A 26126-nucleotide genomic window follows, 5' to 3' on the forward strand; every position below is an offset into this window, starting at 1 on the left:
CGCGCATGGCGCTGATGCGGGTGCGCATGGCTTCCACTTCTTCCTGCCACAAGGCGTTCAGCGCGGGAGCGTTGAGCACCTGCGATACCACCTGGGCGCCAAACCCCGGCGGGCTGGAGTAGTTGCGCCGCACGGTGGCTTTCAGCTGGCCCAGCACGCGCCCGGCGATATCGGCATTGTCGCAGACCACTGACAGGCCGCCAACCCGCTCGCCATACAGCGAAAATATCTTGGAAAACGAGTTGCTGACCAGCGCCGTCAGCCCGGCGCTGGCGATGGCGCGAATGGCATAGGCATCCTCGTCCAGTCCGCGGCCGAAGCCCTGGTAGGCGATATCAAGGAATGGGATCAGCTCCCTGCCGATCAGCACCTCAATCACGCGATCCCACTGCTCGCGGGTGAGATCGGCCCCCGTCGGGTTATGGCAGCAAGGGTGAAGCAGCACAATGCTGCGCGGCGGCAGCTGCTGGAGGGCGGCGAGCATAGCGGGGAAATTCACCCCGCGGGTGGCGCTGTCGAACCAGGGATAGGTATGTACCTCAAAGCCGGCGCCGGCAAAGATGGCAACGTGGTTCTCCCAGGTTGGATCGCTGACCCAGACCGCGGAGTCGGGGAAGTAGCGCTTGAGGAAATCAGCGCCCACCTTCAGCGCGCCGGAGCCCCCCAGCGTCTGGATGGTGGCGATGCGTCCGGCACGCAACGCCGGATGATTGTCGCCAAACAGCAGGGTCTGGACCGCACGGCGATAGGGCGCCAGCCCCTCCATCGGCAGATAAAGGCTGGCCTTTTGCTGCTGACTCTGCAGCCGGTCAGCGGCCTGACGGACCGCCTCCAGCTGGGGAATAATGGCCTGCTCGTTATAGTACAGCCCGATGCTGAGGTTAACTTTGTCTGCCCGGGGATCCTGTTGAAAGGCTTCCATCAGCGACAGGATAGGATCGCCCGCATAGGCGTCAACGTTCTGAAACACAGTGGTTACTCCTGAAATGACCGTCAAAGGTGAAGCCATTACACCGCGTAGCGTCCGGGACGGTGGTTCATGGCGATAATCGAATTCAAAATCACGGCGCCGAGGATAGAGACCAGCAGCATCGGCAGGCTTACTACCCACAGCGAGGCGGTGACGATGCAGGCGTCAACCACCATCTGGAATTTACCGGCGCGGATGCCGCTTTTGTCCTGCAGATAGAGGGCCAGAATATTAACGCCGCCGAGGCTCGCTTTATGGCGAAACAGCACCACAAAGCCGATGCCGACCATGATGTTGCCGAAGAGGGTGGCGTAATAGGGGTTCAGGCGATCGACATGAATAAAGTAACCGTGCAGGTCAGAGAACAGGGACACCAGTCCGACCGCGCAGAAGGTTTTCAGCGTGAAGGCGGCGCCCATCCGCCGGACGGAGAGCCAATAGAAAGGCAGGTTAATGACGAAGAAGACCACGCCAAACGGCAGGTGGGTGGCATAGTGGATCAGAAAGGCCATACCTGCCGTTCCGCCGGTCAGGGCGCCGGCCTGGCGAAATAAAATAATGCCAAAGGAGATCATCAGCGTGCCGAACAGCAGCGCCAGGGTATCCTCCAGCCAGGTGTGGGTCAGTTTTTCGGGGGAAAGGATATTATCCATAAATAAGCACTATCTTTTCGTTAACAAGGATAAGTCCTTGTTTGCAAAAATCGCACCAGAGGAGGGGGCCGGGCGATCGTTTGCGGAAAAAACAGGCGCTATTCAGCCTAACGTATTGTTATGCCAAAAAGAGAAAATTGCACGACTCATGCGATTTTCTGCAATCCATTGCGCAAACCGTGCAAATTATCACGCTGTGATGCATTGACTAACCCTGCGTTTGCACCAGCGCAGGGCATCATGCCCTGATTCAGCGCAGCGGATCCGGGCCCGGCATAAGTTGGCCATTCTCTTTAAGGCGGTTGAGTATCACCGCGGTTTTCAGGTGGGCGACCCCTTTGTTTTGCGCCAGAATATGGCTGATCAAATGGCTCAGACCGGGCAGGTCCGGGACCGTCACCCGCAGCAGATAATCGGCGTCGCCGGTGGTTTTCCAGGCATCCAGAATGGCGTCCACTTCACTGAGCATCTGGTGAAAGCTCTCCACGCATTGCGGGGTGTGATTCAGCAAGCGCACTTCTATCAGGCCCAGCATTTCCTGCCCGGCAGCATCCGGCGCCAGCCGCGCATGATAGCCGAGGATAAGCTGCGCCTGTTCAAGGGCGATGCGGCGCCGTGAACACTGGGAGGCGGACAGGCCGATGAGATCGCTCAGTTCCTGATTGGTCAAACGGCCATTGGCCTGCAGCAGGGTGAGAATTTTCAAATCATAGTCGTCGATGTTGTACATGGTGGCCACTAATGGAACGTCAGAGTGATTAACAGCCTAACAGCTTTTTGCCCGCCGTGAAGTCTGACGACAGGGCGACGACGCCGGCGCACCAAAACGGGTCAGCTTTATGCATGAGAAGGCTGTTTTTCTCATGATATGTGCAATTTCAGGCGGTTTATTGCGCGTTATGTTTGGCCTGGCGGCGCATGACTCACGCCCCAGAACAGACGGATAAATAATATTTTAATAAAATTCAATATATTGCTCTTGCTCTTATGGCGGGATGCTGCGCCCTGGCCTGAAAGTTGCTATCGCCGAAGGTGACTTTTTTACAGACAGGGGCAGGTCAGAGATGACAACGCAGCAAGAGCATCAGTTAAAACGTGGGTTAAAAAACCGCCACATCCAGTTGATCGCCCTCGGGGGCGCGGTCGGCACCGGACTGTTTTTAGGTATCGCGCAGACGATCCGTATGGCAGGCCCCTCGGTCCTGCTGGGCTACGCCATCGCCGGAGCGATCGCCTTCTTCATCATGCGACAACTTGGCGAGATGGTGGTAGAGGAGCCGGTGGCGGGGTCGTTCAGCCATTTCGCCAACCGCTACTGGGGGCCTTTCGCCGGGTTTATGTCCGGCTGGAATTACTGGGTGTTGTATGTGCTGGTGAGCATGGCGGAGCTGACGGCGGTGGGGATCTATATTCAGTACTGGTGGCCGGAAGTACCCGCCTGGCTGTCGGCGGCGATCTTCTTCGTGGCGATCAACGCCATCAACCTGACGAATGTCAAAGTGTATGGCGAGCTGGAGTTTTGGTTCTCGATTGTCAAAGTGGCCGCCATCATCAGCATGATCGCCTTTGGCAGCTATCTGTTATTTAGCGGCCACGGCGGCCCGGCGGCGACGGTGGCCAACCTGTGGCAGGACGGGGGATTTTTTCCTAACGGTATCACGGGCTTAGTAATGGCGATGGCGGTAATCATGTTCTCCTTCGGCGGGCTTGAGCTGGTGGGGATCACCGCGGCGGAAGCCGACGAACCGCATAAAACCATACCCAAAGCCACCAACCAGGTGATCTACCGTATTCTGCTGTTTTATGTGGGTTCGCTGGCGGTCCTGCTGTCACTCTATCCCTGGCGTAACGTCGTGGAGGGGGGTAGCCCCTTTGTGCTGATCTTTCATGCCATTGACAGCAATATTGTGGCCAACGCTCTCAATCTGGTGGTGCTCACCGCCGCGCTGTCGGTCTACAACAGCTGTGTGTACTGCAACAGCCGGATGCTGTTCGGCCTGGCTCAGCAGGGCAATGCTCCGCGGGCGCTGCTGCGGGTTAACCGCCGGGGGATCCCGTTGACCGCGCTGGCGGTATCTGCCGTCGCCACGGCGCTTTGCGTGGTGATTAACTATGTGATGCCTGGTAAAGCGTTTGGCCTGCTGATGGCGCTGGTGGTGGCGGCCCTGGTGATTAACTGGGCGATGATCTGCATCACCCATCTCAAGTTTCGTCGCGCTATGCAGCGGGCCGGGAAGGTAACGGCCTTCCAAAGCCTCGGCTATCCCCTGACTAACTGGCTGTGCCTGCTGTTTCTCGCCGGGATCCTCGTGGTGATGTATCTGACTCCCGACATCCGCATCTCCGTCTGCCTGATCCCGGTATGGCTGCTGATCCTCGCCGCAGGCTATCTGCTGCGGAAGAAAAGCGCCCCGGCGCTGGTGGCGATGAAAGAAGGTTAATCGCCAACACCCTGCCGGGCGGCAGGGTGATATTCTCATCGTGAAAATAACGTCAATACTTCTAGTGGATTTTATAATTCCTATAAATGATAACCGGACATGTTAATCTGGGAATAGATGACATGAACATGCTTTTTATTGATCTTGCGTGGCGCTTTGGTAATATCCCGACGGCATTCAGGTTTATTTTATAATGCCACCGAATGGAATAGTAAAATACATAATGGAGTATGGGATGAAGCATGTTCATAAACTGGTCTGGATAGGCCTGTTCGTCAATATTATTATCTGTTTTGTCGCGCGAAATTTATTACTCGATGAAGGACAGCTGAACTTTCATCATCGGGCGGACAGCATGTGGTCCTGGCTGGTGCTCGCTCTGTTTATCGCCGTGGTGGTTCAGGCCGTCAGTATTATGTTGTCGGGCCGCTATCCTTATCTGGCCATCGTGCTGGCGTTTATTGGCGGTATCGTGATGGTGCCCGCCAGCATGATCTTTCTGGTTGGCTGTATGTTCAGCTTTCAAACGCGGATTAACGCCGGTTTTACCCCGTGGCGGTCAACAACCGGGGCGATGGGCCGCGACGATAATCACCAGCTATTAACCTTTAATGCATCCGGTTTTTATCCGCAGGGGGCGCTGGCGCTCATCGCCGGCATTATTATCTTAATGATTGGCATGGGTATTGGCGGGGTATTTATTGCCGCCGGCATTGTTGCGCTGTGCAATGGCTATCGTCTGCAGAATCGGGTGGTGATTGGCGTGAGCGGCGAGTCGATGATATTTACACCGGGGCTCTATGCCGATACCTACGTTATTCCGTTAGGTGACGTTGTGCTGGCTGAGCGCGGGAATAATGATGCGAAAGTTCGGCTACGGATCCGTTCCAGCGGCAGAAGCTTCACGTTGCGTAAAAAACTGCTCGCCGGCGATAACGTTAATGATGCCTTCGCCGCCATTCTGGCCAAACTGTCCACGGTTTAAGGCCGACGGGGAAGGGAAGCCGCCAGGAGAGAAACACCTGGCGGCGAAAGCGTGGGTTAGCATGCGCGTTCATCGCGCCAGCCTGCACCCACGCCCTACAACACCAGGTTGCATGTTAATCCACGTTGGTAAAATAATCGCGCGCGGCGGTCTCGACGCGTTTCGCATCCAGCCCGGTCTTCTCAGTGATCTGTTCGATAAACGGTTTAAATTTCTCGTCCATCACGTTACCCCCGTCCCAGTGGGCGACGTAAAATTTGCACTGATAGCGATAAAAATGGAGAGTGGTATCTCCTAACGTGTAGTACATGAGCTTCTCCTGTCCATTAATGCGGTCGCCGCGTCCACAGCGTCAGCAACCCTTTTCTCATCACGATCGATCTGCTCTCTATCCTCCTCCCAATTGGCTGAAATTTCCAGCGGTGCTTTGCGCTATAAAGCAGGATAAAAGAGGGTTATATTGCGGACGAGTAGTGATTTTTTCTGAAATGGAACGGAGGAACCGGTTACCTGCGGGATGCGCAGATAACCGGAGAGCAGGCAGGATTAGCGCAGCGCGTTGCGCTCGTCGTCGGTCAGGTCCAGGGTCTGCACCATGCCGCTTTCTGCAGCGCGCACCGCCGCTTCCAGAACGGCCATTACCGCCAGCGCTTCAACCGGCGGCACCGGATTGGCGATCTGACCGTTCAGCGCGTCGCGGATCTGCATATAGTACTGGCGCTGATCGCCCGACGGGGTGGCCTGAGAGTGGGTCTGCAGCGAGGCGTCATAGATCACCAGCTTGTCATCATCCTGACCCCAGCCGGCGCTTCCCGGCTCCACGCCCGCCAGCAACTGGCTCTCCTGCTGGTCGGCCCGCGCTTTGATCACGCTGCCTTTATCGCCGTGCACGGTGAAGCGCGAGGAGCCGCCCGCGACCAGCATGCTGCAGTGCAGGATCGCTTTATGCGCCGGGTAGTTTAATACCACATGCGCCCAGTCGTTGATCTCCGCGCCGTCGCGCAGGGTGGCGATATTGCCTTGTACCGACTGCGGCAAACCAAACAGCTGCAGCGCCTGGTCGATCAGGTGGGGCCCCAGATCGAACCATAAACCACTGCCCGGGACGTTCTGCTCACGCCAGCGGACGCGAACTTCCGGACGGAAGCGGTCAAAATGCGACTCGAAGTGTTTCACCGTGCCGATGGCGCCCTGCTCAATGACCTGACGGATCCCAAGGTAGTCGCTGTCCCAGCGGCGGTTATGGAAGACCGAGAGCAGGCGCTGTTTCTCCTCAGCCAGGGCGATCAGCTCCCGGGCTTCCTGCATATCGAGGGTAAAAGGTTTATCCACCACCACATGCTTGCCGGCGTTCAGCGCCAGGCGGGCCAGCGGCGCGTGGGTGGCGTTGGGGGAGGCGATGACCACCAGATCGACATCCGGATGCTGAACCGCTGCCTCCGGGGAGTCGATGACCGTGACATCCGGCAGGTCGCGTTTGACTTTCTCTTTATCGCGCGAGGCGACGAACGCCAGATTCAGACCCGGCACTGAACGGATAAGCGGCGCGTGGAAGGTCTTACCGACGAAGCCATAGCCAATCAGGGCGATATTTATTGTGTTGTTACTCATCAGGTTCTCCACGCGGTTAAGCGTCAGCAATATGTACAGAGAGGGCGGGGTCATCCCCCAGCTCAGCCCAGGGACGATCAAGAAAAAGATGGTGAATGTCGCTGAGCCCGGCCACCAGCCACGGCTCGCAATGGTTGACTTTGGTATGGTCTGCCACCAGCCAGTGCTCTGCGCTGGCGGCCAGCATGGCGCGCTTCACGTCAGCATCGGCCTCCTGACTGGCGCTCAGCCCCAGCCCGGCATGAAGCGCGCAGGCGCCGAGAATGGCGATGTCGGCCCGGTAGCGGGCGACCAGCGACAGCGTAGCGCTGCCGGCGAACAGCCGCTGTTCACTGTCCCACTGGCCGCCAAGCAGGATCAGCTGGATATCGGTACGGTCGCTAAACAGCTGGGCGATATCCAGCGAAGGCGTGATCACGGTCATCGGCCCTTTAAGCTGAGCGGCGACCGCCAGCACCGTGCTTCCGGCGTCGAGAAACAGCGTCGAGCCGAGGGGGATGCGCGCGGCGACCTGGTGACCCAGGCGCTGCTTGGTCTGGGGGAGCAGGGCGTTTCGACCCTGGCGCGTCATCGCCGGGACGTTAAGAGCGATGGCGCCGCCGTGGTTTTTCTGCAGGACACCCTGTTTTTCCAGCTCGCTCAGATCCCGGCGAATGGTATCGGCCGAGACCTGTAGCCCTTCGACCAGTTCGCTGATGCTTAGCTGGCCGTTTTCACTCAGCCTGTCGAGGATGTGTTTTTGTCTGGCGAGCTTATGCATGGCAAGCGACTCCGCAAATTAACGCAATAAACAGCATAATACAGCAACGAGTGGCAAAATAAACCGCAAAAAGACGCATTGAGATCGGCAAAACGGGAAGAACTTGATTTCACTACGCTTTAACGTTAAATGAGGAGTGCAGCGCGACCCGGGGCGAAAGCGCTTTTTAATGAAGCTATTAGCCCTACTTACCGGGCAATAAAAAGCGAAAAAGCTCGCTTTCGCGTACCTTATAGAGAGTGCGCGCAATGTGACAGGTATGGATTAACGGAGGTTGAGTGGACGCGATTAAAGGCTCGGAGTTGCAAATACCGGACGCGATCTTCGCGTGGGTGCTCGACGGGCAGGGGGGCGTGAAGCCGCTCACCGATAACGATATTATCGACAAAGACAAGCCCTGCTGGCTGCATCTGAATTATACCCACAGCGACAGCGCCGACTGGCTGGCGGCCACCCCGTTGCTGCCCAACAACGTGCGTGACGCCCTGGCGGGGGAGAGCACCCGGCCACGGGTGACGCGGATCGGCGACGGGGCGCTGATCACCCTGCGCTGCATTAACGGCAGTACCGATGAGCGTCCCGACCAGCTGGTGGCGATGCGTCTGTATATGGACGAGCGGCTGATCGTCTCCACCCGTCAGCGCAAGGTGCTGGCGCTGGACGATGTGCTGGGTGACCTGAAGGAGGGCAATGGCCCGACGGACGGCGGCAGCTGGCTGGTGGAAGTCTGCGATGCGCTGACCGATCATGCCAGCGAGTTTATCGAACAGCTGCACGACCGCATTATCGACCTGGAAGATGACCTGCTTGACCAACAGGTGCCACCGCGGGGTTTTCTCGCGCTGCTGCGTAAGCAACTGATTGTGATGCGCCGCTATATGGCGCCGCAGCGCGACGTTTACGCCCGACTGGCCAGCGAGCGGCTGCCGTGGATGAGTGACGATCAGCGGCGGCGGATGCAGGATATCGCTGAGCGGCTGGGGCGCGGTCTGGATGAGATCGACAGCTGTATCGCCCGGACGGCGATCATGAGCGACGAGATCGCCCAGATTATGCAGGAGTCGCTGGCGCGGCGGACCTACACGATGTCGTTGATGGCGATGGTGTTTCTGCCCAGCACCTTTTTAACCGGCCTGTTCGGCGTCAACCTTGGCGGGATCCCGGGAAACAGCTGGCATCTGGGGTTTAGCCTCTTCTGCCTGATGTTAGTTGTTGTCATCGGTGGTGTTGCGTGGTGGTTACATCGCAGTAAATGGTTGTAAAGAATCGCCTTTTAGCGGCCGCATTGCCGGGAAAACCCGGCAATGTTTGAGCGAAATCAATAAACCACCTACCCATTCAGGGCAATATCTCTCTCGCAGGTGAATGCAACGTCAAGCGATGGGCGTTGCGCTCCATATTGTCTTACTTCCTTTTTTGAATTACTGCATAGCACAATTGATTCGTACGACGCCGACTTTGTTGAGTCGGCTTTTTTTTTGCGCTCTCCGGACCAGCTTCTACGCTTACTAAGACACCCGACGGTCTTCAGGCCGTTAAGCCTGCGGGTACGCCCGTATTACTCTCCGGGAGGCCTCTATGCATTACGCTTCAGGGCTGACAGCCCAGTCTATCCCCATCTCACCCGAGCCGAACGATCCGGCTCCTTTACCCGACCCACGACCGCGTCCGCAGCCGCAGCCCGATCCGCCGCCTGACGAAGAGCCGATTAAATTGTCGCATCAGGCGCGGAGATCTGCGAGGATACGCGCCTGCAGATTGTCCGTCCTTTAATACGAGAATACATTGTGACCGCTTTTTCTACCCTGACTGTTTTACCTGCCGCCCAATTAGCCAACCTTAATGAGCTGGGTTATCTGTCGATGACTCCGGTTCAGGCCGCCGCCCTGCCGGCGATCCTTGCGGGGAAAGATGTGCGCGTGCAGGCAAAAACCGGCAGCGGAAAAACGGCCGCATTCGGGCTGGGTCTGCTGCAGCATATCGATCCGGCGCGCTTTGAGACCCAGTCGCTGGTGTTGTGTCCGACCCGCGAGCTGGCCGATCAGGTTGCCGGTGAGCTGCGTCGCCTGGCGCGCTGCCTGCCGAACATCAAGATTCTGATGCTCTGCGGCGGGCAGCCCTTTGGCGCCCAGCGAGATTCACTCCAGCACGCCCCGCATATCATCGTCGCCACCCCGGGCCGTCTGCTCGATCATCTGCAGAAGGGGACGGTCTCCCTTGACGCGTTGCAGACCCTGGTGATGGATGAAGCGGACCGCATGCTCGATATGGGCTTCAGCGACGCCATCGACGAGGTGATCCGCTTCGCGCCGGCTGACCGGCAGACCCTGCTGTTTTCCGCCACCTGGCCCGCGGCAATCGCGGCGATCAGCGGCCGGGTACAGCGCAATCCGCAGACAATTGAGATCGACACTGTCGATGCGCTCCCGGCGATTGAGCAGCAGTTCTTTGAAGTTTCCCGCCACGGTAAGATTGCCCTGCTGCAGCGCCTGCTCAGCCAGCATCAACCCGCATCCTGTGTGGTGTTCTGCAACACCAAACGCGATTGCCAGGCGGTCTGCGATGCGCTCAACGCCGCCGGGCAGAGCGCCTTGTCGCTGCACGGTGATCTCGAGCAGCGCGACCGCGATCAGACGCTGGTGCGCTTCGCCAACGGCAGCGTCCGGGTTCTGGTGGCGACCGACGTCGCCGCCCGCGGCCTCGACATCAAATCCCTCGCGCTGGTGGTGAACTTCGAGCTGGCCTGGGATCCGGAGGTGCATGTTCACCGCATCGGCCGTACCGCCCGCGCCGGCGAACAAGGGCTGGCCATCAGCTTCTGTGCGCCGGAAGAGGCGCAGCGCGCCACGATCCTGGCCGACATGCTGCAGCTCTCCCTGAACTGGCTGCCGGCGCCGACGGGCAACACCATCGCACCGCTGACGGCGGAGATGGCCACGCTGTGTATTGACGGCGGTAAAAAGGCGAAAATGCGCCCGGGAGATGTGCTGGGAGCCCTGACCGGGGATATGGGTTTTGACGGTGCCGATATCGGCAAAATTACCGTCCATCCGGCTCATGTCTATGTGGCGATCCGCCAGAATATGGCGCAGAAGGCGTATAAGCAGTTACAAAATGGCAAGATTAAGGGCAAAGCCTGCCGCGTTCGACTGCTGAAGTAAGGGCAGGTTAGTGCGTCTCAGGCGGCTGCCTGAGACGCGTGAGGGTTACTTCACTTCCACCACGTTCAGACGCAGTTCATCGAGACGGGCGTCTTCTTCTTCGGGCTGCCAGCCGGCAGGCTGCAGGGGAATATCTTCCCGGTCAAACGCCAGATCGCCACCGTCCACTACCTCGGAGCCGTGGGTGATACCTTTAAAGTCAAACAGATTGACATCGCTCAGATGTGAAGGCACCACGTTCTGCATCGCGCTGAACATGGTTTCAATGCGCCCAGGATAACGCTTATCCCAGTCGCGGAGCATATCGGCGATCACCTGACGCTGCAGATTTGGCTGCGAACCGCACAGGTTGCACGGAATAATCGGGAAGCCTTTGGCCTGGGAGAAGCGCTCGATGTCCTTTTCGCGGCAGTACGCCAGCGGGCGGATGACGATGTGTTTGCCGTCGTCGCTCATTAGCTTCGGCGGCATCCCTTTCATTTTGCCGCCGTAGAACATATTCAGGAACAGCGTTTGCAGGATGTCATCGCGATGATGGCCGAGGGCGATCTTGGTCGCCCCGAGCTCGGTGGCGGTACGGTAGAGGATGCCGCGACGCAGGCGAGAGCACAGCGAGCAGGTGGTTTTCCCTTCCGGGATCTTCTCTTTGACGATGCCGTAGGTATTCTCTTCGACAATCTTGTATTCCACGCCCAGTTGCTCAAGATACGCCGGCAGAATATGCTCCGGGAAACCAGGCTGTTTCTGATCGAGGTTCACCGCCACCAGCGAGAAGTAGATGGGCGCGCTTTTCTGCAGATTACGCAGGATCTCCAGCATGGTATAGCTGTCCTTGCCGCCAGAAAGACAAACCATAATGCGGTCGCCCTCTTCAATCATATTGAAGTCGGCAATCGCCTCACCGACGTTGCGGCGCAGACGTTTCTGCAGCTTATCGATGTTGTATTTCTCTTTCTTTGTAAGTTCTTGATTTTCTTGCATTATTAACATTCTCAAAATCTAAAAGGGGCATATAGGGGGCAAAATGTGTTAAAGCCCAAGCCGGGAATTCAACATAGAAACCTGGTCGCCGTTCATCTCTTCTATCCATGTACTATAAACGTCGTACACCATTTGCGCGTTTTCATGCCCCATCTGATTGGCTATAAAAGACGGGTTTGCGCCAGCCGTCAGGAGCCAGCAGGCAAAAGTATGCCGCGTATGGTACGGATTCCTGCGGCGAATGCCAGCGCGTTTTACTGCAGCTTCCCATCTGCTGCCTATGCTGCTGTGCGAGTAGCAGGGTTTTTGCTCGCCTTTCCGTCTCCGCGGCATGAAAACAAATCGCAAATTCTGTTCCTCGCTTGAGCCGTATTCCCTGTGGTGAAACGTGATAGTGGATACCGGATGTCCAGCTGTCAGTTCATGCTGCGCTTTCAGCGCGTCCAGGGCAGGGCCGAGCAATTGTATCGTCCGGTTTCCTGCCGCTGTTTTTGGTGGGCCGAACATGCCGTTTGCTGTCAGATTCCGGCAAACGTGTATCACGCCCTTATCCAGATCGACATCTTCCCATGCCAGAGCCGCCAGCTCACCATGCCGCACACCAGAATAGACGGCGAATTTCCACATGTTCTGGCTTTGGCCTCGTTCACTTGCCATGAGGGCTGCAAATTCCTCTCTTGTAAGTGGGTCAGGCTTAACCCTTGTTTTACGCAGGCTTTTTACGCTCTCAAATGGTTTATGTTGGATAAAACCCGACATGTACGCAAAATTCAGAATTGAGCACAGTAAAGAAACATAATTGTTGACAGTCGAAACTGTTCTGCCTTTTTTATTTTTACGCTTGTTTTTTGAATAGAAGGTTTCGCCTGTTAGCAATTCGTTTCTACAATTAAGAACGTCACTATATCCAATAGCAGTGAGCATAGTGTTTCCGTTCATGATTTTTATTATTGTATCAATCTGGGATTTTGTTTTCTTTAGAGTATTGGCGCTGATTTCAGTTTCTTTAATTTTAAGCCATAGTTCACACAGTTCATGAAATGTGCTCACATGTAACGTGGTGTTAATCGCTACTGCCTTTTTGGATGAGGGGAATCGACGCCCGTAATCAAATTCCCCCATGTTTATTTCGCTGGTAATTATCGCTCTTAAATTACCAGCTTTTTTTATGTTTGCGGGGCTTACAACCCACCCCTTTAACACTTCGCGGCAGCGCTTACCTTTATACATAAACCAGACGCATATTCTGTTACCACGAATCTCCACGCCTGTAGGTAGTGTTGCCATTTACGAATCCCGGATAAATTTATTAATTTCCGGATAGTTGTACCAGGTAGTCCCGCGCAAAGTTTTTTCGCCAGAAGGGGAAACTCTTTTGAAGTGAACGCCTTCTATCCAGGCTCCTTGCCGGTAACTTTCAATCTGCCGGGCTCCAAGGCCAGTTCGTGCCATCAGAGCCTTTTCAACCATCCACTCTTCATTAAAAATGATCTGCGCCATATAAACCTCTCTGGCGACATGCCGAGTATAAGCATGCGCGCCGTAGTGGATTGATAATTTGTTATCAGGCGACCTGCCCGGGGAGGGCTCTCAACCGGCGCATGCCGGTCATAGCCGTGGCCACGTAACTTGCTTTACGGTTCACCACCTCCACCCAGACCTTTACTCCTTCAATCTGCACCGTATACGTCTCTTTCATCTGGCTGCGTCCATAATCGCCGTAACGTTCTACGTGCTTAGCCAGCGCCGCATCGCACGCCTGGCGGCCCAGAGGGGAGTGTTTGCTCCGATTAATCAATCGCATATACATTCCTTAATCGGGAGAGTTTCCCCTCCCAATCTGGTTAGCCCACGTATTCCGGTTTCATGTCGTCCAGGGTGATGCGGAACTGGTCATACAGTTCATCACTGAGGTTGCGTTTCGCGCCGTTGAGAATGCCTTCTGCTTTAGCGAACAGTTCGACGGCTTCCGGTTCTCCGGGATTAGGTAGAGAGTTGATCGCGGCCTCAACTTTGTTTCGGGCGTCTACCATGAAATAACGCTGCACGGCTTTACCTTTCAGCTCGGTGAAAAGAACAGTGCCCAACACAGCTTTCTCTTTATCCAGATCCGCCCTGATGGCTTTTGCTGCATCGACCGATTCGGCGCGCTCAATGCGGTCACGGAAATCATCTGCCAGGGAATCAATATTGAGAGCTGAATCCTGTGCGCTGGTGGTGATGTCTGTTCCGCTGGTGATCTCTGCCACAGACATTCTTTGCGCCGGCGCCGGGTTTATTTCTCGCTCGGTCCTTTGTTCAACTTCATCCGGGCTGTAAACACCCAGGATGACCTCCGGGCAATACAGTCGCGCCCAGTATTTGACGCCCAGATAAGCGATTTGCTGTTTCGGGTTAGAAACCCACAAAGGAGAATTACGTGTGACGACTCCAGAGAGATAAAGCGGCTCCCCCCAGGTGATTTCTGATTCACCGCGCAGAATCGCGCCGACCTGGACGAATAACCCGATTTCGTCCTCATCTGTCCAGCCTCGTACACGCTCGGTGACATTGTATTTCCCGTTTTTGCCGTGCTTTTCCCGGGAGACCTCTTGAGTCCTGGTGCAGCGCTCCCAGTCGCCGCCGTAACGATAGTGAAAGCGGCCATGAATGGCGCTTGAGCTGGCGATTACCGCATTGACTAACTGGGCTTCATACCCAAGCACACCGTTTACCAGATGCGTTTTTTGCGCTACTGCGTAGGGATTCATGCCCCATTGCATCGCCTGCATAACGATCGCCATGCAATCGGCTGGTTTACCCGCGAGGTGTGCTGGTACCGTCACCTGAGAATCTGCCATCAGGTTTGCAAATGCCGTTAGCTGGCCGAGCGCCTGCACGTTGAAGATGGCGTTACTGGCAGAAATGGTATTTGGAGCCTGTTGCTCAGTGGTAACAATATTGGTGTTTTCCATCGTCATATCCCCTTATGCCTGTACGCGCAGCGCTTCGAGACGGCGCACATCAAAATCGTTGAGTTCTTCGGCGTAATCCTCAGTGATTGGCGCCGGCCATTCGCCAGTGTCGAAACCGTTCGCGATCGCGCGCATAGCTTTGCGGTATTCCAGCATGCCGAGTTCCAGCAGTTCTTCGGATGCCTCGATGATGGCGATCCAGTGGTAGTTCTCGTCTTTGTTGACGAATATCCAGAAGAACTGGTCAAGGGCTGCGGTTTCGCAGTACATAGCCGCGCTCAGGTGGTAATCGCGCTCGATGATTTCCCGGTGCAGTTTCGCGCGTAGTCCTTCCTGCTTGATGTTCCACATGCTGATGGTTTTCAGGTCCGCACCGATGCGCAGGCCGCCCATGTCTATCTCAAGGTCAGGGCGCACGCGAACTTCCAGCCCGGTTTCCTCATCAATGCCGAAATAACTCACCTCGACGGCACGGCTCGGGTGCGTCAACAACTTGCCAGCGGTCGGGTGATTCAACAGTGCTTTCTGAATGGCCAGTGCCGTAGCCAGCTGCTGACGGGTAACCAGCACTTTTCCTTCCGGGTTCTCGCGCCATGCATCCAGCAGCTCATCGGCAAATACGGCAACCGGTTTAACCGATTTCACGGCCTGAATCAGATCCGCCTTAGTACCTGAAACTTTCAGCGGCTGCGCCTTCTGTGCTTCCTGAGCAACCATGTCAGGATTAATAAGCGCCAGCTGTTCCAGTAAGGCATCGCGGCTGCCGCTGGTTTTCACCTGGGCGGGCAGAGTAGCGTTGTATTCCTTGATGCATGCCTTCATTGCGGTAGCGGTTTGCTTTTGACCGTCTTCAATGCGCTGGAACTCAGCAGGCAAAGACATATAACCCTGGCCGGTTTCTTCAACTGATGTACCCAAAGGAACCTGGGCGGGCAGGGTCGCGTTGTATTCCTCCAGGAATCTCTTGATGTCATCTGCGCTGAGCAAAACCGGAAGCCCGTTGTTGTATTCGTCGATAAACGCGCGGATCGTCGCAGTCGTGGTGAAAGCGCCTTCCGGGATTTCCGGCTCGATGCTGAATTCTTTTTCCAGCTGATCAGGCTGCAGCGCCAGTGCATGCACCAGATTTCCCATATCCAGAACAGGGGAGCGTACCTTCTGGATGGTTTTGGATACGTGGCGCGCCTCGAAATACATCAGCGAAACCCGCGCATCTTTAACCATCGTGGAGCTGATACCGTTAGCGGCGTGGTAGACCTCATTTGGCACGCCTTCATATCGACCAGGCTCGAAATACTCCGGCCATGCTGGCGCTGCTTGTTCAGCCTCTTCCTCTTCATCGCTATGAGCACTCTCGGAAACCTGGCTTTTCAGCACTTCGGCGGTAAGATCCGGGCAGCGTTCAGCCAGTATTTCTCTCATGTTCACGGCAGTTGTTTGCGCAGGAGGTTCATCAGCGCCTTCGCCTGCTGATACCGCATTATCATTTTCGTCTTCGACCGGCTGAGCCGTTTCCATCTGCACATTGCTGGTGGTTTCCCCGGAATTAGCTGGATGTAATTTTTCTTCTGCAGCGCGCTGGCGCGCCTGGTCCACGATAGAAAGTGCTGGTGCTGGTGATGTCTGGCTATCCATCAGACCATCAATCGAAAAAACACCATTGCCCATGTTTGAAACTTCAAGCTGTTTGGGCTTGGTCAGGTCTTCGGTTATCCACTTCGGATCCGTGGGGTCACTGATACCTTCGACATATTCGCCACGTTCGGCGGCCAGAACCTGATTAGCGTCAGGTCGTTTCTTTTGAGCTTCTTTCACAAGTTCGGTGCCAATTACCTGAAAGTCAGTTGGGAGAGTTTCCAGGTCAGGCACACCTTCATCTCCATCGATAGCCTTTTTCACAGCGTCCAGAGTGACGGCGGCAGATGAAATATGCCCTGCCTTGGCAAGCGTTTCAGGGGAAGGGGCGTCATGCTTATGCTCAGTCAGATTTGCGTTGATGTAGCCACGCAACCGATCTGGAAAAGGAGTTATTCCGCTGGATGCTTCCCTGATCAGTGCAAAAATCGCCGCACGCGAATAATCCAGGATGCCAAGGGTTTTGCGCAGGGCAGCCGACCATTCCTTGAACGGACTTTCTTTCTTCTGGACGATCTCTTTGGCCCGGCGGTGAATTGATGCCGGGAAATTGTAGATATCGAAATCCATTGGCATTGTGGCCAGGGCTATTTCTACATCGAGCGTATCAAGGGTATGGGTGTATGAAGGATTGCGATCGGTTTTATTACCGCCGCCAGCATTCGTACCTGCATCAGTTTTCATAACCGAAGAAATGCAGTTACCGGCAGCCCATTCCCTGGTGAGAATGCCGCGGTCGATCGCGTTAGTAGCGAACCACAGCTTTGCAAACTGGATGCGCTTGCCGAGCTCATGCCGTTTCCCTTCGGGGAAGACTTTTTTATTGGCACTGGTGAATTTCCAGAGCGCCGGCATATCGTATTTTTTGATTTCAGGGATATTCTCGGCGGCCAGAATCAGATCCTGGACGGCCGCATTATCAGTGTCCATTTCAAGAACTGACAGCTCCTGCCGGTGAGGCATGCTGATATGATAAGCGTGACGTTCTTCGGCCATATACTGCGCCAGCAGCTGAGCACGAAAGGGGAGTTCTGCCACGTTAAAAAGCGCGCTCGAATCGTCCTGGTATTCATCGCTACCGAAAGTTTCCACGGTCTCACCCTGTGCCGCGTCACCTGCAGTATTGGCATCAACCAGCTCGCCACTAACGGGCTCAGCGGATACTCCGGAATCATCTCCGTGATGAACATCAGCAGGCGCCTGCCCTGGCTTCAAAGCCCAGGTGCGACCATCGTCGCCGAGCTGGTAGCGTTCGCACCATGAGTAATCGAGAACACCCTCCGCTGGCAGGTCGTTGAATACCGGGAAATCGGTGCGAATTGGTTTTTGATAGTCTTTGCCGCGGCCTGTTTCGATCCCGGCGTCTTCCAGATCGACGTCCAGTTGCAGAAGGGCGCGAGCTTCTGATTTATTAGTGCGCCAGATTACGGCATCAGCTTTACCCGATTTTTGAGTCGCTTTTATCAGATAAAAATATTCCATGTGATAGCCTCTATTTTGGATGTAGAATCCCCCGGGCCATTGGTAGCGCCCATTCAGGGTTGTCATTGGTTGTTGGTAATTTCCGGTGGAACTTTGGTCGGTGTCACCGGACGTACAGCCCGCTTCGGCGGGTTTACGTTAGCCCTCGTGAGCCATCTGGTCGTGAGAAGCGCAACGTTCAGAGCAATACTCTTTTTCTTTCCGTGCGAGCTGGTTTCCCTGGAGGTACAACAGGGTGCTCACCACTGGTTTTCCCTCGATTGCTTTACGGCAATAACCGCATTTCTTCTGCATTCTTCCCCCCTACATTTGCACAGTGAACCCGGCCGGATGCTCGTCGAGTACACCTTTCAGCGGGTAACATTCGGCTGTCACGTGTTGCTCTTCTGCAGCTGCCTTGCAGTCATTCTCAGTGTCGTAAACGCCGAGCAGGATATCCTGATTACCGCCCGTCAGCATGCTGACGGTGAGAACCAGGGCAAACATCGTGCTCATGAAGGGTCTCCTTTTTGCGCGAGCATGTAGCACACCCGGCGAATGAAAGCTGACAGCGGACTTAAACGAACAGCCTGCTGACGAGCGGGTTTGCGTGCGAAATCAATCATGTAAATAACTCCCTCAGTGCGCAGAAAAGCGCGATCCAGATGAAGAGCCCAATTACTGCCGAAATGACCATGGCTCTGATGCCTTGCTTACTCATTTCAACCTCAGCCATTACGTGGCCAGCGGAACGTTTACCACCTGACAACAATGCGGTTGTTGTCGATGTGAATAACGTTACAAGGTAAATTTGCTTTTTACAAGGAGAAATACAAGAAAATGTTGTTATTGAGGGCGTGCGAAAACGGCTATCCGATATGGATAGCTGCTAATCATATGAATTTAATCGTTAATATCCTTGATGATGCTGAGAACGTCATCCTTTAGGAGGTCGAGTTCTTTTAAAGTGGCTTTTGCGTGGACTATAAGCCTGTTCTTCTCGGCTTCTGGCATCTGGTTAAAGAGAGCTAAAAGGGCTTTCTCTTTGTCATCTAGTTCGTTCCGGCCAGGCGCTACAGGTTCTGTCTGTAATGAATCATTCTCACCATCTTCGTCTGGCGGCATGAAAAACCAATGCTCAGGTTTACCAGTTACAGCTGCAAGTCTTTTAAGGCGCTCACCGCGTGGAGTTGTCTCACCTTTGGCCCATTGTTGAACAGCCTGAGGAGAAACAGTAACTCTCCTGGCAATCTCAGATAGGTTCCAGCCAGTTTGATCCTGGATGAGCTGGAGCCTGCGGACAAAGTTTTCATGCTGTTCTGTTTTCATATTTATCATTTTACAAGCCTTACTTGTAGAAGACATTGCAAGATTGACACAAGAAAAACTTGTTATATCTAATTTCGTGATGTAATGTTTTCTTGTATTTCCAAGGAGGCTTTATGAATACGAATCTAAAAACCATTATCTGCTCAATCATGAGCCAGACCGAGCTGGCTAAACGACTCGGCACAACCCCTCAAACAGTTAGCCTTTGGCTGAATAGCGAGACCCCCGCTCATCGCGTAATTCCAGTTTGTGAGGCTCTCGGATGGAAGGTTACCCCTCATCAGATGCGGGGTGACATTTACCCAAACCCAACTGACGGCCTGCCGAAACAGGAAGGCTGAACATGCAAACATTTCCCTTTCAACAAAATACCGGATTCAACACCGGCGCTCTGATAAAGCGTAATCAACTGAGAGAGGCAGATCACGACGCAATTCGCTCTGCCGTTCGTGCCTGGGCAGCAGCTGAAGGGCAGGACGTTGTGTCGGCCCACATCATCGATGAGTGGCGACAGCAGGGCGGCGAGGAGATCGCGTTTCCTGACGACATCAGCCGTGCCCGTCAGAAGCTTTTTCGCTACCTGGACAACCCTGCCGAGTCTGAGCGCTATCGCGAGTACGTTCGCCTTCTTACCCCGGCAATCATGGCCGTTCTTCCGTTGGAATTCCGCCATCGCCTGATGCCTCAGGACGATATTTTGTCGCGCCTGTCTTCGGCCATGAAGGAATGCGCTGAAGCAAAGCAGGCAGTGATGCTGAACGCGCCGGAGCACCAGAAACTGAAAGAGGTAAGCGAGGGAATAGCTTCGCTATTCAGGCTGATGCCTGAGCAGACAGGAACGCTGATGACACTCGTTAGCTCGATGCTGTGCACGCTGTAGGAGGTGGTATGGGGTGGGGTGATTACGTTCGTAACCAGGTTGAAAAAATACTTCTGAGCGAGGGGTTTTCTGTTCCGGTGGCTCAGGGGGGGCAAGGCATGCGGAGGACTTATACAACCGAATGTCACAGGCAACTAAAAAAGGGGCGATTTTCGATGATGCTCTCAGGCATGGCCGCTTATGGGCGGAGAAGCAGACCAGCGCGACTGAACGCCGTGCAGCTAAACGTGCGGTGCGAAAAGGTAGCAAACAGGCTGGGTTGTTCTGAAAGGGTGAAAGCCGCGGTGCAGCAACACCAACGGCTTTCGGGTGAATTAATTGGGTCAATTCACGGGATGAAGTATGTCAAATACCGCTGAAGTTATCAATTTTCCAATCAAAACTGAACTAACGGGAGGTCGCATGGCCGACCTGTCCAACGGCTACACCAGAATCGCCAATGAGATACAGAAACTCAAGCCGCGGCTGCGTATGTCCGGGCGCGAGTGGCAGTGTCTTGAGGCTGTTATCTGGCTTACCTACGGATGGAACAAAAAACAGGATCGGGTGACAAATACCGTCATTTCTGAGTTAACCGGGTTGAGTGATTCTCATGTTTCAGATGCGATAAAGCTACTCGCAGCACGGGGAATTATTTTTAGTCACAAGCATGGTGTGATGAAAACTGTCGGTATAAATACTGAGCTATCTGCCTGGATTTTGGACAAACCGAAAGCGGGAAAACTCTTCCCGAAAACGGGAATTTCCTTCCCGGAATCGGGAAAAACCTTCCCGGAAACGGTAGACACCCAAGACTATAACAAAAACAATATTAAAAGATCTTCGTCTCGGAATTCTGAAGAATCCCGAAACAAGAAAACTCATGAGTTTCTCTCTCGCCATCCTGAGGCTGCTGACGGGATTTACACCCCATCTGGTAAATCCTGGGGAACAGCTGACGACCTCAAAGCCGCGCGATGGATTTTCGATAAAGCCCTCACCGTGAACGCCTCCCTCTCAGAGCCAAACTGGGTTGAATGGGCGAACACCATCCGCCTGATGCGTCTGCAGGACAAGCGCACTCACTATGAAATCTGCGAACTGTTCAAGTGGGCGAATGAGGACGGTTTCTGGCAGGGAAACATCCTCTGCCCCTCAAAACTACGTAAGAAGTGGGACCAACTCACAACTCAACGCCTGCGCAGCCATGGCCCATCAAAAACCACATCAGGCGCCAGTGCGCTGGACAATACCGACTGGATCGACGGGGTACTCGAATGAAATCTATCGCAGAAAGCATGCATAACTTCGATCGGAATAACTTTCAACGTATCGCCGCCGGCATGCCTGAAATCCAGGATGCACAGAGCTTTGCACATCAGGCGACAAAGACGGCAGAGGTATTCAACGAACTGTTTCGCCAGCTGCTCGCCGTATTCCCGGCACTGGCCAACAAATCAGCGGAAGATCTCAACGAGATGCGTCGCCAGTGGCTCCTGGCGTTCAAGGAAAACGGGATCACCACGATGGAGCAGATTAACGCCGGAATGCGTGTTGCCCGCAAACAGGAAAAACCCTTCATGCCGTCGCCGGGGCAGTTCGTCGCCTGGTGTCGTTCTGAGGAAGTGGTTGCGGCTGGTCTTCCTGATGTTAACGAGCTGATGGAGATGATTTATCGCTACTGCCGGACCCGAGGACTTTACCCTGATGCTGAATCCTATCCGTGGGAACGTAATGAGCATTACTGGCTGGTTACTGGGCTGTATACCGACATGCGTGCAAATGCACTGAGTGATTCCGAACTACGCCGTAAAGCCTCTGACGAGCTGCTGCGTATTGTTCGTCGCATGAATGCCGGGGAAGTGATTCCCGAGCCGGTTAAACAGATCCCAAAGCTTGGTGGACGTCCGCTGAGCAACGAGCAGGGCATAAACAAAATCGTGGAAATTCGAGCGAAATTCGGTTTAGGCAGAGGGCGGAATCATGGCTAGAGCATTGTCAGCAGTTGAGCGCAGAGAGTACGTCCGTGCAGTGATTCGGATCACCAGGCATCAGGGGCGACTCACGACCGCCGAGGCAATGAAAAAACTGGGCCTGAGCCGCGCTACTGTTCAGCGGTATTTTTCCGAAGCAGAAGCTACTGGCGAGGTTGTCCGGCATGGTCGTTTGGGGCTTTTCCGCGATCAGCGGGCCGTCATCAACTTTGATATGAAGCGTTTTGGCCTGGTGCCGAAAGTTGCTGTTGGGATGAATTACAGCCTGCTTGGTTGTCCTGTATTCCAGCGTTTCCTCGATATTCAGGAAATGATTTTTACCTGTACGCCGGCATCGTCATCACGGGAGGCCTTATGACTATCGAGAAAACTCATATCGGTATTGTGATTACCAAAGACGGACCGAAACGTAAAAAGCTGCACGCGACGGAAAGTATGTGGGTGGTGGGAAAAAACGAGTTTTACCACAAAGATACCGGGCGCCGGCACTTTGCCGAGAATACGCGCCGTCGGCTTTTGCTGGAAACGATTGAGAAAATCGGGAGCAAATTATGAGTGAAGTCACAGTGAAGTTGACGAACAAAGCGATCGCAATCATTGCGGACTACATCCAACGCGCCAGTAAGAACGAGCAGCTGCAGGACGCAAAGAATCGTCTGGATAAAAAAATAGCGATGCTCTCTGAAGACGAAAACTGCGATCAGGAGCTGTTGATGGCTGCATTCGTACCAGCGATGACAAATCATACCCGTGATGGTTTTTTTGAAGCTATTGCGGTTGCTTTGGAAGGAGCGCAGACATGAACAAGGAAATGGAACCATCGCTGCAGTATGCCTGCAAACGCATTCTAGAGCTGGAGCAGCTGCTGCTGGTAAATGTACCAGAAACTGTATGGCCCGCTGAAGTAACGATGGTTTTCTCTGAAGTCGAAAACGCCGGTGAATTGCCGGCGCATCACCAACGCCGACTGCATCATCATATCAACCGTATGTGGTTGGAGAAAATGCCGGTATCGTCAATTATCGCCGCGGCTCGTTCGTTGGCCTGCGCCATGGGGAAATACGCGTGAGAGAAATCATCGTTGATAACTTTGCTGGTGGCGGTGGCGCCTCAACGGGGATTGAGTTGGCGATAGGCCGCAGCGTGGATATTGCGATAAACCACGATCCCAACGCGGTAGCCATGCACACTACGAACCACCCGGATACGTTGCATTATTGCGAGTCGGTCTACTCTATCAGGCCAAAAGTCGCGACCGCCAGCCGCCGCGTCGGTCTGGCATGGTTCTCGCCGGACTGCCGTCACTTCTCAAAAGCGAAAGGCGCTAAACCTGTAGAAAAAACCATTCGGGGCCTTGCATGGATCGTCATCCGCTGGGCGCTAGACGTTGGCCCTCGGGTGATGATGCTGGAGAACGTCGAAGAGTTTAAAACGTGGGGTCCGATACTGGCGGCTGAAATGCGTCCGGATCCGGACCGCGTTGGCGAAACGTTCCAGGCGTTCGTCGGCATGCTGACATCCGGAGTTCCTGCAGATCACCCTGCGTTGTTGGAATGCTGTGAGTTTCTGGAGTTGTCGCCGGATAGTGAACAGGCGAAACGCTTAGTTGCCGGCCTGGGCTATGTTGTCGATTTCCGTGAGCTGCGCGCCTGCGACTATGGCGCGCCGACCATCCGTAAGCGGTTCTTCATGGTAATGCGCCGGGACGGGCAACCAATAGTCTGGCCGGAGGCAACCCACGGGGATCCGAAATCACCGGCTGTGCTGGCCGGAAAACTGGCGCCATGGCGCACAGCTGCAGAATGCATTGACTGGACAATTCCCGTGCCGAGTATCTTCGATCGCAAAAAGCCTCTGGCAGAGAATACGCTAAAACGTATTGCCCGCGGCATTCAGCGCTTTGTTATCGAAAGCGCTTCGCCGTTCATCGTGAAGTGCAATCACACAACGACACGCGGGAAATATAACTGTTTCCGTGGACAGGGGTTGTATTCGCCAATACAGACAATCACCAAAACTCATGGTTACGCGTTGGCGGTACCTACTCTGGCACCGTTTGTGGCTGGAAATGGTGGTAGCCATTACCAAGCTAAACCGCGTTCACTCAACAAACCAGTTCATACCATCCTAAAGCAATCCCGAGCATGTGTGGTTGCCCCGGTTATCGCCCGCCAGTTCGGTGCTAGCATTGGCCACCGGGCAGATGAGCCTAGCGCCACAATTACCGCTGGTGGTGGGGGAAAGTCTCAGTTAGTCACGGCCACGCTTATTCAGATGGGGTATGGCGAACGGGTGGGGCAATCGCCTCGGGTGCTCAATCTTGGTAAACCGTTGGGTACTGTTACAGCTGGGGGCAATAAGTTTGCCGTAACAACTGCGTTCCTGGCGAAACACTATGGCGGGAACTACACCGGTCCGGGCGTTGCGCTTGATGAGCCAGCTCACTCAGTGACTACCGTCGATCATCACGCACTTGTGACATCGCACCTGGTAAAATTGCGTGGTACCTGCCGTGATGGTCAGCGTACCGATGAACCGATGCCGACAATCACTGCTGGAGGTCAGCATGTTGGAGAAGTTAGCGCGTTTTTGGCGGCTAATGATTACGACGAGCGGCGTGCGGATCAAGTTAAAGAGTTCCTAAATTCTTTTGGCGTCAGCGAACTAGTGACGATTAAGGGCATCGTTTACCGCATTGTTGACATCGGAATGCGCATGCTGCAGCCACATGAACTTTACCGCGCTCAGGGATTCCCGGAGTGGTACATCATCGATCGCGACTACCGCGGCGTGAAATACGCCAAGGATAAGCAGGTGGCCCGCTGTGGCAATGCGGTACCGCCCCCGTTCGCTGAGGCGCTGGTGAGGGCTAATCTTCCTGAAATGTGCCAGGCGTGGGAGGCTGCATAATGGCTGACTTTCGTGCTGGAGGTTTGGTGGTAATCATCCTTAAAGGACTTAATGTCTGCCAAAGGTTTACGCTTCTGGTTGCATCGATAACTCTGCTGTGAACTGGTTTTTTATGTGGGCTATGTAATTTTGTTATTTTTCAATTTGTTATGATGTGGTTTTTGATTTTTTGCTTTTTTATCTTCATGTATTAAGCATTTTTTTCATTTTTTTATTTATTTTTTCATGTATTGAAGGTTATCTTCATGTGGGTTATGCTGAAAGCACACTGGCATAACCTAATGAATACTACTATATGCAACATACGCTGGAACTACTGAAAGTAATTGAGGGAGCACTTAGCAACAACCTTTCTCAAGTGACTGCCTACTCTGAACTTCTTGCCTCGAAATTGGAAAAAGATGGGGAGATGAGGGTTGCACAGAGCATTAGAAAGAAAATTAATAAGTCAGGTTCTGTGTACTCAACAGCTGGTGTTGGCGGAAGGCTTGAGCCTGTCGTACCAGTCGATAAGGACAGTCGTCTTACCTTGGGCGATGTAGCGTATCCCTCTCTGGAAGAATCTTTTATTCAGCTACCGACCTCTGTGCAAGAAAGTGTTGATGAGTTTTTATCTTTTATTAACAAGGCGCAGTTGCTTTCAGACGCTGGGGTCGGTATTTCACCTTCTATGATGTTATATGGCCCTCCAGGATGTGGAAAAACACAGTTAGCTCATCACATCGCCGCAAAATTAGATTTACCGATAATTACTGCTCGATGTGATACGTTGATTTCTTCGTTTTTAGGCTCTACAGCTAAAAATATTCGTAGTTTATTTGATCACGCTTCAAGTAGGCCATGTGTTCTATTTTTAGATGAGTTTGATGCTTTTGCTAAAGCACGTGATGATCAACATGAACTCGGTGAGTTGAAACGAGTGGTTGTCAGTTTGCTTCAGAATATCGATGCTTTACCCGAAAATACAATTCTTCTTGCTGCAACTAACCATCAGGGATTACTTGATTCTGCTGTTTGGAGACGATTTGCATATCGATTGAAGATTACTCTTCCGAATAAGGAATTGAGGCTTAAATTGGTAAAGCAATTTTTAGGTGATTTTTGCCCAAAAAATGTGAAAAAAATTGTTGATGCAACTGAAGGTATGAGTGGTGCAACGATAAAGGAATCCTGCTTAACCGCTATTAGAAGTGCGATATTATCAGGCCATGATTTTATAGATGTTGATCGATTGATTATTAACTTGGCTGTTAATCAGTATCAAGATGTTCTCCATGATGCAGGGATTAGAGATGAAGATAAAATAATAAAACTTCGAGAGCTAAATGGTAAGGTTTTCACTATTGAAAGATTAGCTACGATGTTCGGTTTATCAACAGGTAAAGTTTCAGGGCTGACTTCAAAGAGAGGTGATAATTAATT

The 26126-nt window shown here is 53.8% G+C and carries 29 protein-coding genes and 1 pseudogene; 15 read left to right on the forward strand and 15 right to left on the reverse strand.

Annotated features, from left to right (window positions below):
- The 3 genes from CW267_RS21570 to CW267_RS21580 all read right to left on the reverse strand — a co-directional run.
- Window positions 1-970, reverse strand: a 970-nt coding sequence (locus CW267_RS21570; protein ID WP_101148656.1) for an amino acid aminotransferase, incomplete at its 3' end; no start/stop codon positions are given.
- Between the two features lie 38 nt (window positions 971-1008).
- Complete coding sequence (locus CW267_RS21575; RefSeq protein ID WP_002902402.1) at window positions 1009-1623, reverse strand: YitT family protein; 615 nt, start codon at window positions 1621-1623, stop codon at window positions 1009-1011.
- 250 nt (window positions 1624-1873) lie between these two features.
- Window positions 1874-2353, reverse strand: a complete 480-nt coding sequence (locus tag CW267_RS21580) for an Lrp/AsnC family transcriptional regulator (protein WP_008805158.1) — start codon at window positions 2351-2353, stop codon at window positions 1874-1876.
- Window positions 2354-2687: 334 nt separating this feature from the next.
- On the opposite strand from CW267_RS21580, the gene CW267_RS21585 reads away from it, so the two are divergent.
- Both CW267_RS21585 and CW267_RS21590 read left to right on the forward strand, forming a co-directional pair.
- On the forward strand, window positions 2688-4064 hold the full coding sequence (locus CW267_RS21585; RefSeq protein WP_008805157.1) for an amino acid permease: 1377 nt from the start codon (window positions 2688-2690) through the stop codon (window positions 4062-4064).
- A 235-nt stretch (window positions 4065-4299) separates the two neighbouring features.
- Complete coding sequence (locus CW267_RS21590; protein ID WP_008805156.1) at window positions 4300-5049, forward strand: hypothetical protein; 750 nt, start codon at window positions 4300-4302, stop codon at window positions 5047-5049.
- A gap of 115 nt (window positions 5050-5164) precedes the next feature.
- Here the strand turns inward: CW267_RS21590 and CW267_RS21595 are convergent, their stop codons facing one another.
- The 3 genes from CW267_RS21595 to CW267_RS21605 all read right to left on the reverse strand — a co-directional run bounded on the left by CW267_RS21595 (window position 5165) and on the right by CW267_RS21605 (window position 7420).
- A complete protein-coding gene (locus CW267_RS21595; protein ID WP_008805155.1) occupies window positions 5165-5359 on the reverse strand; it encodes a hypothetical protein in 195 nt (64 codons plus the stop codon).
- A gap of 236 nt (window positions 5360-5595) precedes the next feature.
- Window positions 5596-6714, reverse strand: a complete 1119-nt coding sequence (locus tag CW267_RS21600; protein WP_075206925.1) for an oxidoreductase — start codon at window positions 6712-6714, stop codon at window positions 5596-5598.
- The gene (locus tag CW267_RS21605) at window positions 6677-7420 is read right to left on the reverse strand and encodes a DeoR/GlpR family DNA-binding transcription regulator (protein WP_100781208.1); all 744 of its coding nucleotides are present in this window, start codon (window positions 7418-7420) and stop codon (window positions 6677-6679) included. The genes CW267_RS21600 and CW267_RS21605 overlap by 38 nt, the downstream gene beginning before the upstream one ends.
- 278 nt (window positions 7421-7698) lie before the next feature.
- Between CW267_RS21605 and zntB the strand changes: the two genes are divergently transcribed.
- From zntB to dbpA, 3 genes are all read left to right on the forward strand, one after another.
- The gene (gene zntB, locus CW267_RS21615) at window positions 7699-8682 is read left to right on the forward strand and encodes a zinc transporter ZntB (protein ID WP_008805152.1); all 984 of its coding nucleotides are present in this window, start codon (window positions 7699-7701) and stop codon (window positions 8680-8682) included.
- 334 nt (window positions 8683-9016) lie between these two features.
- The gene (locus CW267_RS31615) at window positions 9017-9193 is read left to right on the forward strand and encodes a hypothetical protein (RefSeq protein WP_369707647.1); all 177 of its coding nucleotides are present in this window, start codon (window positions 9017-9019) and stop codon (window positions 9191-9193) included.
- Window positions 9194-9207: 14 nt separating this feature from the next.
- Complete coding sequence (gene dbpA / locus CW267_RS21625; RefSeq protein WP_008805151.1) at window positions 9208-10581, forward strand: ATP-dependent RNA helicase DbpA; 1374 nt, start codon at window positions 9208-9210, stop codon at window positions 10579-10581.
- A 45-nt stretch (window positions 10582-10626) separates the two neighbouring features.
- Here dbpA and ttcA read toward each other — a convergent pair whose 3' ends face one another.
- The 9 genes and pseudogenes from ttcA to CW267_RS21670 all read right to left on the reverse strand — a co-directional run bounded on the left by ttcA (window position 10627) and on the right by CW267_RS21670 (window position 18950).
- On the reverse strand, window positions 10627-11562 hold the full coding sequence (gene ttcA, locus CW267_RS21630) for a tRNA 2-thiocytidine(32) synthetase TtcA (RefSeq protein WP_100781207.1): 936 nt from the start codon (window positions 11560-11562) through the stop codon (window positions 10627-10629).
- A gap of 48 nt (window positions 11563-11610) precedes the next feature.
- Window positions 11611-12849, reverse strand: a complete 1239-nt coding sequence (locus tag CW267_RS21635; RefSeq protein ID WP_072122550.1) for a tyrosine-type recombinase/integrase — start codon at window positions 12847-12849, stop codon at window positions 11611-11613.
- On the reverse strand, window positions 12850-13062 hold the full coding sequence (xisR, locus tag CW267_RS21640) for an excisionase family protein (RefSeq protein WP_004179593.1): 213 nt from the start codon (window positions 13060-13062) through the stop codon (window positions 12850-12852).
- Between the two features lie 64 nt (window positions 13063-13126).
- Window positions 13127-13366, reverse strand: coding sequence for a DUF4060 family protein (locus CW267_RS21645; protein ID WP_023282473.1), 240 nt, complete (start codon window positions 13364-13366; stop codon window positions 13127-13129).
- A gap of 40 nt (window positions 13367-13406) precedes the next feature.
- Window positions 13407-14566 (reverse strand): annotated as a pseudogene (locus tag CW267_RS21650) (RecT family recombinase).
- Window positions 14529-17633, reverse strand: coding sequence for a RecE family exodeoxyribonuclease (locus tag CW267_RS21655; protein WP_100781206.1), 3105 nt, complete (start codon window positions 17631-17633; stop codon window positions 14529-14531). The pseudogene CW267_RS21650 and the gene CW267_RS21655 overlap by 38 nt, the downstream one beginning before the upstream one ends.
- A 138-nt stretch (window positions 17634-17771) precedes the next feature.
- A complete protein-coding gene (locus CW267_RS21660; protein WP_023282477.1) occupies window positions 17772-17927 on the reverse strand; it encodes a YdaE family protein in 156 nt (51 codons plus the stop codon).
- 9 nt (window positions 17928-17936) lie between these two features.
- The gene (locus tag CW267_RS21665; RefSeq protein WP_100781205.1) at window positions 17937-18128 is read right to left on the reverse strand and encodes a YebW family protein; all 192 of its coding nucleotides are present in this window, start codon (window positions 18126-18128) and stop codon (window positions 17937-17939) included.
- A gap of 387 nt (window positions 18129-18515) precedes the next feature.
- Entirely contained in the window at window positions 18516-18950 is a 435-nt protein-coding gene (locus CW267_RS21670; protein WP_077263625.1) for a helix-turn-helix domain-containing protein, read from the reverse strand.
- A 104-nt stretch (window positions 18951-19054) separates the two neighbouring features.
- Between CW267_RS21670 and CW267_RS21675 the strand changes: the two genes are divergently transcribed.
- From CW267_RS21675 to CW267_RS21720, 10 genes are all read left to right on the forward strand, one after another.
- Window positions 19055-19282: a transcriptional regulator gene (locus CW267_RS21675; protein ID WP_023320775.1), complete on the forward strand. Its 228-nt coding sequence runs from the start codon at window positions 19055-19057 to the stop codon at window positions 19280-19282.
- 2 nt (window positions 19283-19284) lie between these two features.
- Window positions 19285-19821 carry a toxin YdaT domain-containing protein gene (locus CW267_RS21680; RefSeq protein ID WP_072122545.1) on the forward strand — a complete coding sequence of 179 codons (537 nt, stop codon included), beginning with the start codon at window positions 19285-19287 and terminating at the stop codon, window positions 19819-19821.
- Between the two features lie 342 nt (window positions 19822-20163).
- Window positions 20164-21081 (forward strand): replication protein, encoded by a 918-nt coding sequence (locus tag CW267_RS21685; RefSeq protein WP_165787459.1) that lies wholly within the window; start codon window positions 20164-20166, stop codon window positions 21079-21081.
- Window positions 21078-21791 (forward strand): replication protein P, encoded by a 714-nt coding sequence (locus tag CW267_RS21690; RefSeq protein WP_100781204.1) that lies wholly within the window; start codon window positions 21078-21080, stop codon window positions 21789-21791. The genes CW267_RS21685 and CW267_RS21690 overlap by 4 nt, the downstream gene beginning before the upstream one ends.
- Entirely contained in the window at window positions 21784-22152 is a 369-nt protein-coding gene (locus CW267_RS21695; RefSeq protein WP_100781203.1) for a DUF977 family protein, read from the forward strand. Before CW267_RS21690 ends, CW267_RS21695 begins: the two co-directional genes overlap by 8 nt.
- Entirely contained in the window at window positions 22149-22349 is a 201-nt protein-coding gene (locus tag CW267_RS21700) for a hypothetical protein (RefSeq protein ID WP_015958289.1), read from the forward strand. The genes CW267_RS21695 and CW267_RS21700 overlap by 4 nt, the downstream gene beginning before the upstream one ends.
- Complete coding sequence (locus CW267_RS21705; protein WP_100781202.1) at window positions 22346-22597, forward strand: hypothetical protein; 252 nt, start codon at window positions 22346-22348, stop codon at window positions 22595-22597. Before CW267_RS21700 ends, CW267_RS21705 begins: the two co-directional genes overlap by 4 nt.
- Window positions 22598-22605: 8 nt before the next feature.
- Entirely contained in the window at window positions 22606-22863 is a 258-nt protein-coding gene (locus tag CW267_RS21710; protein WP_100781216.1) for a hypothetical protein, read from the forward strand.
- Complete coding sequence (locus CW267_RS21715) at window positions 22860-24704, forward strand: DNA cytosine methyltransferase (RefSeq protein WP_100781201.1); 1845 nt, start codon at window positions 22860-22862, stop codon at window positions 24702-24704. The genes CW267_RS21710 and CW267_RS21715 overlap by 4 nt, the downstream gene beginning before the upstream one ends.
- A 295-nt stretch (window positions 24705-24999) precedes the next feature.
- Window positions 25000-26124: an AAA family ATPase gene (locus CW267_RS21720; RefSeq protein WP_100781200.1), complete on the forward strand. Its 1125-nt coding sequence runs from the start codon at window positions 25000-25002 to the stop codon at window positions 26122-26124.
- The last annotated feature ends 2 nt before the right edge of the window (window positions 26125-26126 follow it).

Source organism: Klebsiella sp. X1-16S-Nf21, from assembly GCF_002837615.1.
Lineage (GTDB): Bacteria > Pseudomonadota > Gammaproteobacteria > Enterobacterales > Enterobacteriaceae > Klebsiella > Klebsiella variicola.

What these genes read in the sequence shown, in the direction of transcription:
- CW267_RS21700 (WP_015958289.1), top strand. Translation starts at nt 22,149, where the DNA reads ATGACTATCGAGAAAACTCATATCGGTATTGTGATTACCAAAGACGGA.
- CW267_RS21675 (WP_023320775.1), top strand. Translation starts at nt 19,055, where the DNA reads ATGAATACGAATCTAAAAACCATTATCTGCTCAATCATGAGCCAGACC.
- CW267_RS21660 (WP_023282477.1), bottom strand. Translation starts at nt 17,927, where the DNA reads ATGCAGAAGAAATGCGGTTATTGCCGTAAAGCAATCGAGGGAAAACCA.
- CW267_RS21595 (WP_008805155.1), bottom strand. Translation starts at nt 5,359, where the DNA reads ATGTACTACACGTTAGGAGATACCACTCTCCATTTTTATCGCTATCAG.
- CW267_RS21680 (WP_072122545.1), top strand. Translation starts at nt 19,285, where the DNA reads ATGCAAACATTTCCCTTTCAACAAAATACCGGATTCAACACCGGCGCT.
- CW267_RS21710 (WP_100781216.1), top strand. Translation starts at nt 22,606, where the DNA reads ATGGAACCATCGCTGCAGTATGCCTGCAAACGCATTCTAGAGCTGGAG.
- CW267_RS21605 (WP_100781208.1), bottom strand. Translation starts at nt 7,420, where the DNA reads ATGCATAAGCTCGCCAGACAAAAACACATCCTCGACAGGCTGAGTGAA.
- CW267_RS21635 (WP_072122550.1), bottom strand. Translation starts at nt 12,849, where the DNA reads ATGGCAACACTACCTACAGGCGTGGAGATTCGTGGTAACAGAATATGC.
- CW267_RS21590 (WP_008805156.1), top strand. Translation starts at nt 4,300, where the DNA reads ATGAAGCATGTTCATAAACTGGTCTGGATAGGCCTGTTCGTCAATATT.
- CW267_RS21655 (WP_100781206.1), bottom strand. Translation starts at nt 17,633, where the DNA reads ATGGAATATTTTTATCTGATAAAAGCGACTCAAAAATCGGGTAAAGCT.
- CW267_RS21685 (WP_165787459.1), top strand. Translation starts at nt 20,164, where the DNA reads ATGTCAAATACCGCTGAAGTTATCAATTTTCCAATCAAAACTGAACTA.
- CW267_RS21600 (WP_075206925.1), bottom strand. Translation starts at nt 6,714, where the DNA reads ATGACCCCGCCCTCTCTGTACATATTGCTGACGCTTAACCGCGTGGAG.
- CW267_RS21720 (WP_100781200.1), top strand. Translation starts at nt 25,000, where the DNA reads ATGCAACATACGCTGGAACTACTGAAAGTAATTGAGGGAGCACTTAGC.
- CW267_RS21580 (WP_008805158.1), bottom strand. Translation starts at nt 2,353, where the DNA reads ATGTACAACATCGACGACTATGATTTGAAAATTCTCACCCTGCTGCAG.
- CW267_RS21645 (WP_023282473.1), bottom strand. Translation starts at nt 13,366, where the DNA reads ATGCGATTGATTAATCGGAGCAAACACTCCCCTCTGGGCCGCCAGGCG.
- CW267_RS21665 (WP_100781205.1), bottom strand. Translation starts at nt 18,128, where the DNA reads ATGAGCACGATGTTTGCCCTGGTTCTCACCGTCAGCATGCTGACGGGC.
- CW267_RS21695 (WP_100781203.1), top strand. Translation starts at nt 21,784, where the DNA reads ATGGCTAGAGCATTGTCAGCAGTTGAGCGCAGAGAGTACGTCCGTGCA.
- CW267_RS21690 (WP_100781204.1), top strand. Translation starts at nt 21,078, where the DNA reads ATGAAATCTATCGCAGAAAGCATGCATAACTTCGATCGGAATAACTTT.
- xisR (WP_004179593.1), bottom strand. Translation starts at nt 13,062, where the DNA reads ATGGCGCAGATCATTTTTAATGAAGAGTGGATGGTTGAAAAGGCTCTG.
- ttcA (WP_100781207.1), bottom strand. Translation starts at nt 11,562, where the DNA reads ATGCAAGAAAATCAAGAACTTACAAAGAAAGAGAAATACAACATCGAT.
- CW267_RS21670 (WP_077263625.1), bottom strand. Translation starts at nt 18,950, where the DNA reads ATGATAAATATGAAAACAGAACAGCATGAAAACTTTGTCCGCAGGCTC.
- CW267_RS21575 (WP_002902402.1), bottom strand. Translation starts at nt 1,623, where the DNA reads ATGGATAATATCCTTTCCCCCGAAAAACTGACCCACACCTGGCTGGAG.
- CW267_RS21585 (WP_008805157.1), top strand. Translation starts at nt 2,688, where the DNA reads ATGACAACGCAGCAAGAGCATCAGTTAAAACGTGGGTTAAAAAACCGC.
- CW267_RS21705 (WP_100781202.1), top strand. Translation starts at nt 22,346, where the DNA reads ATGAGTGAAGTCACAGTGAAGTTGACGAACAAAGCGATCGCAATCATT.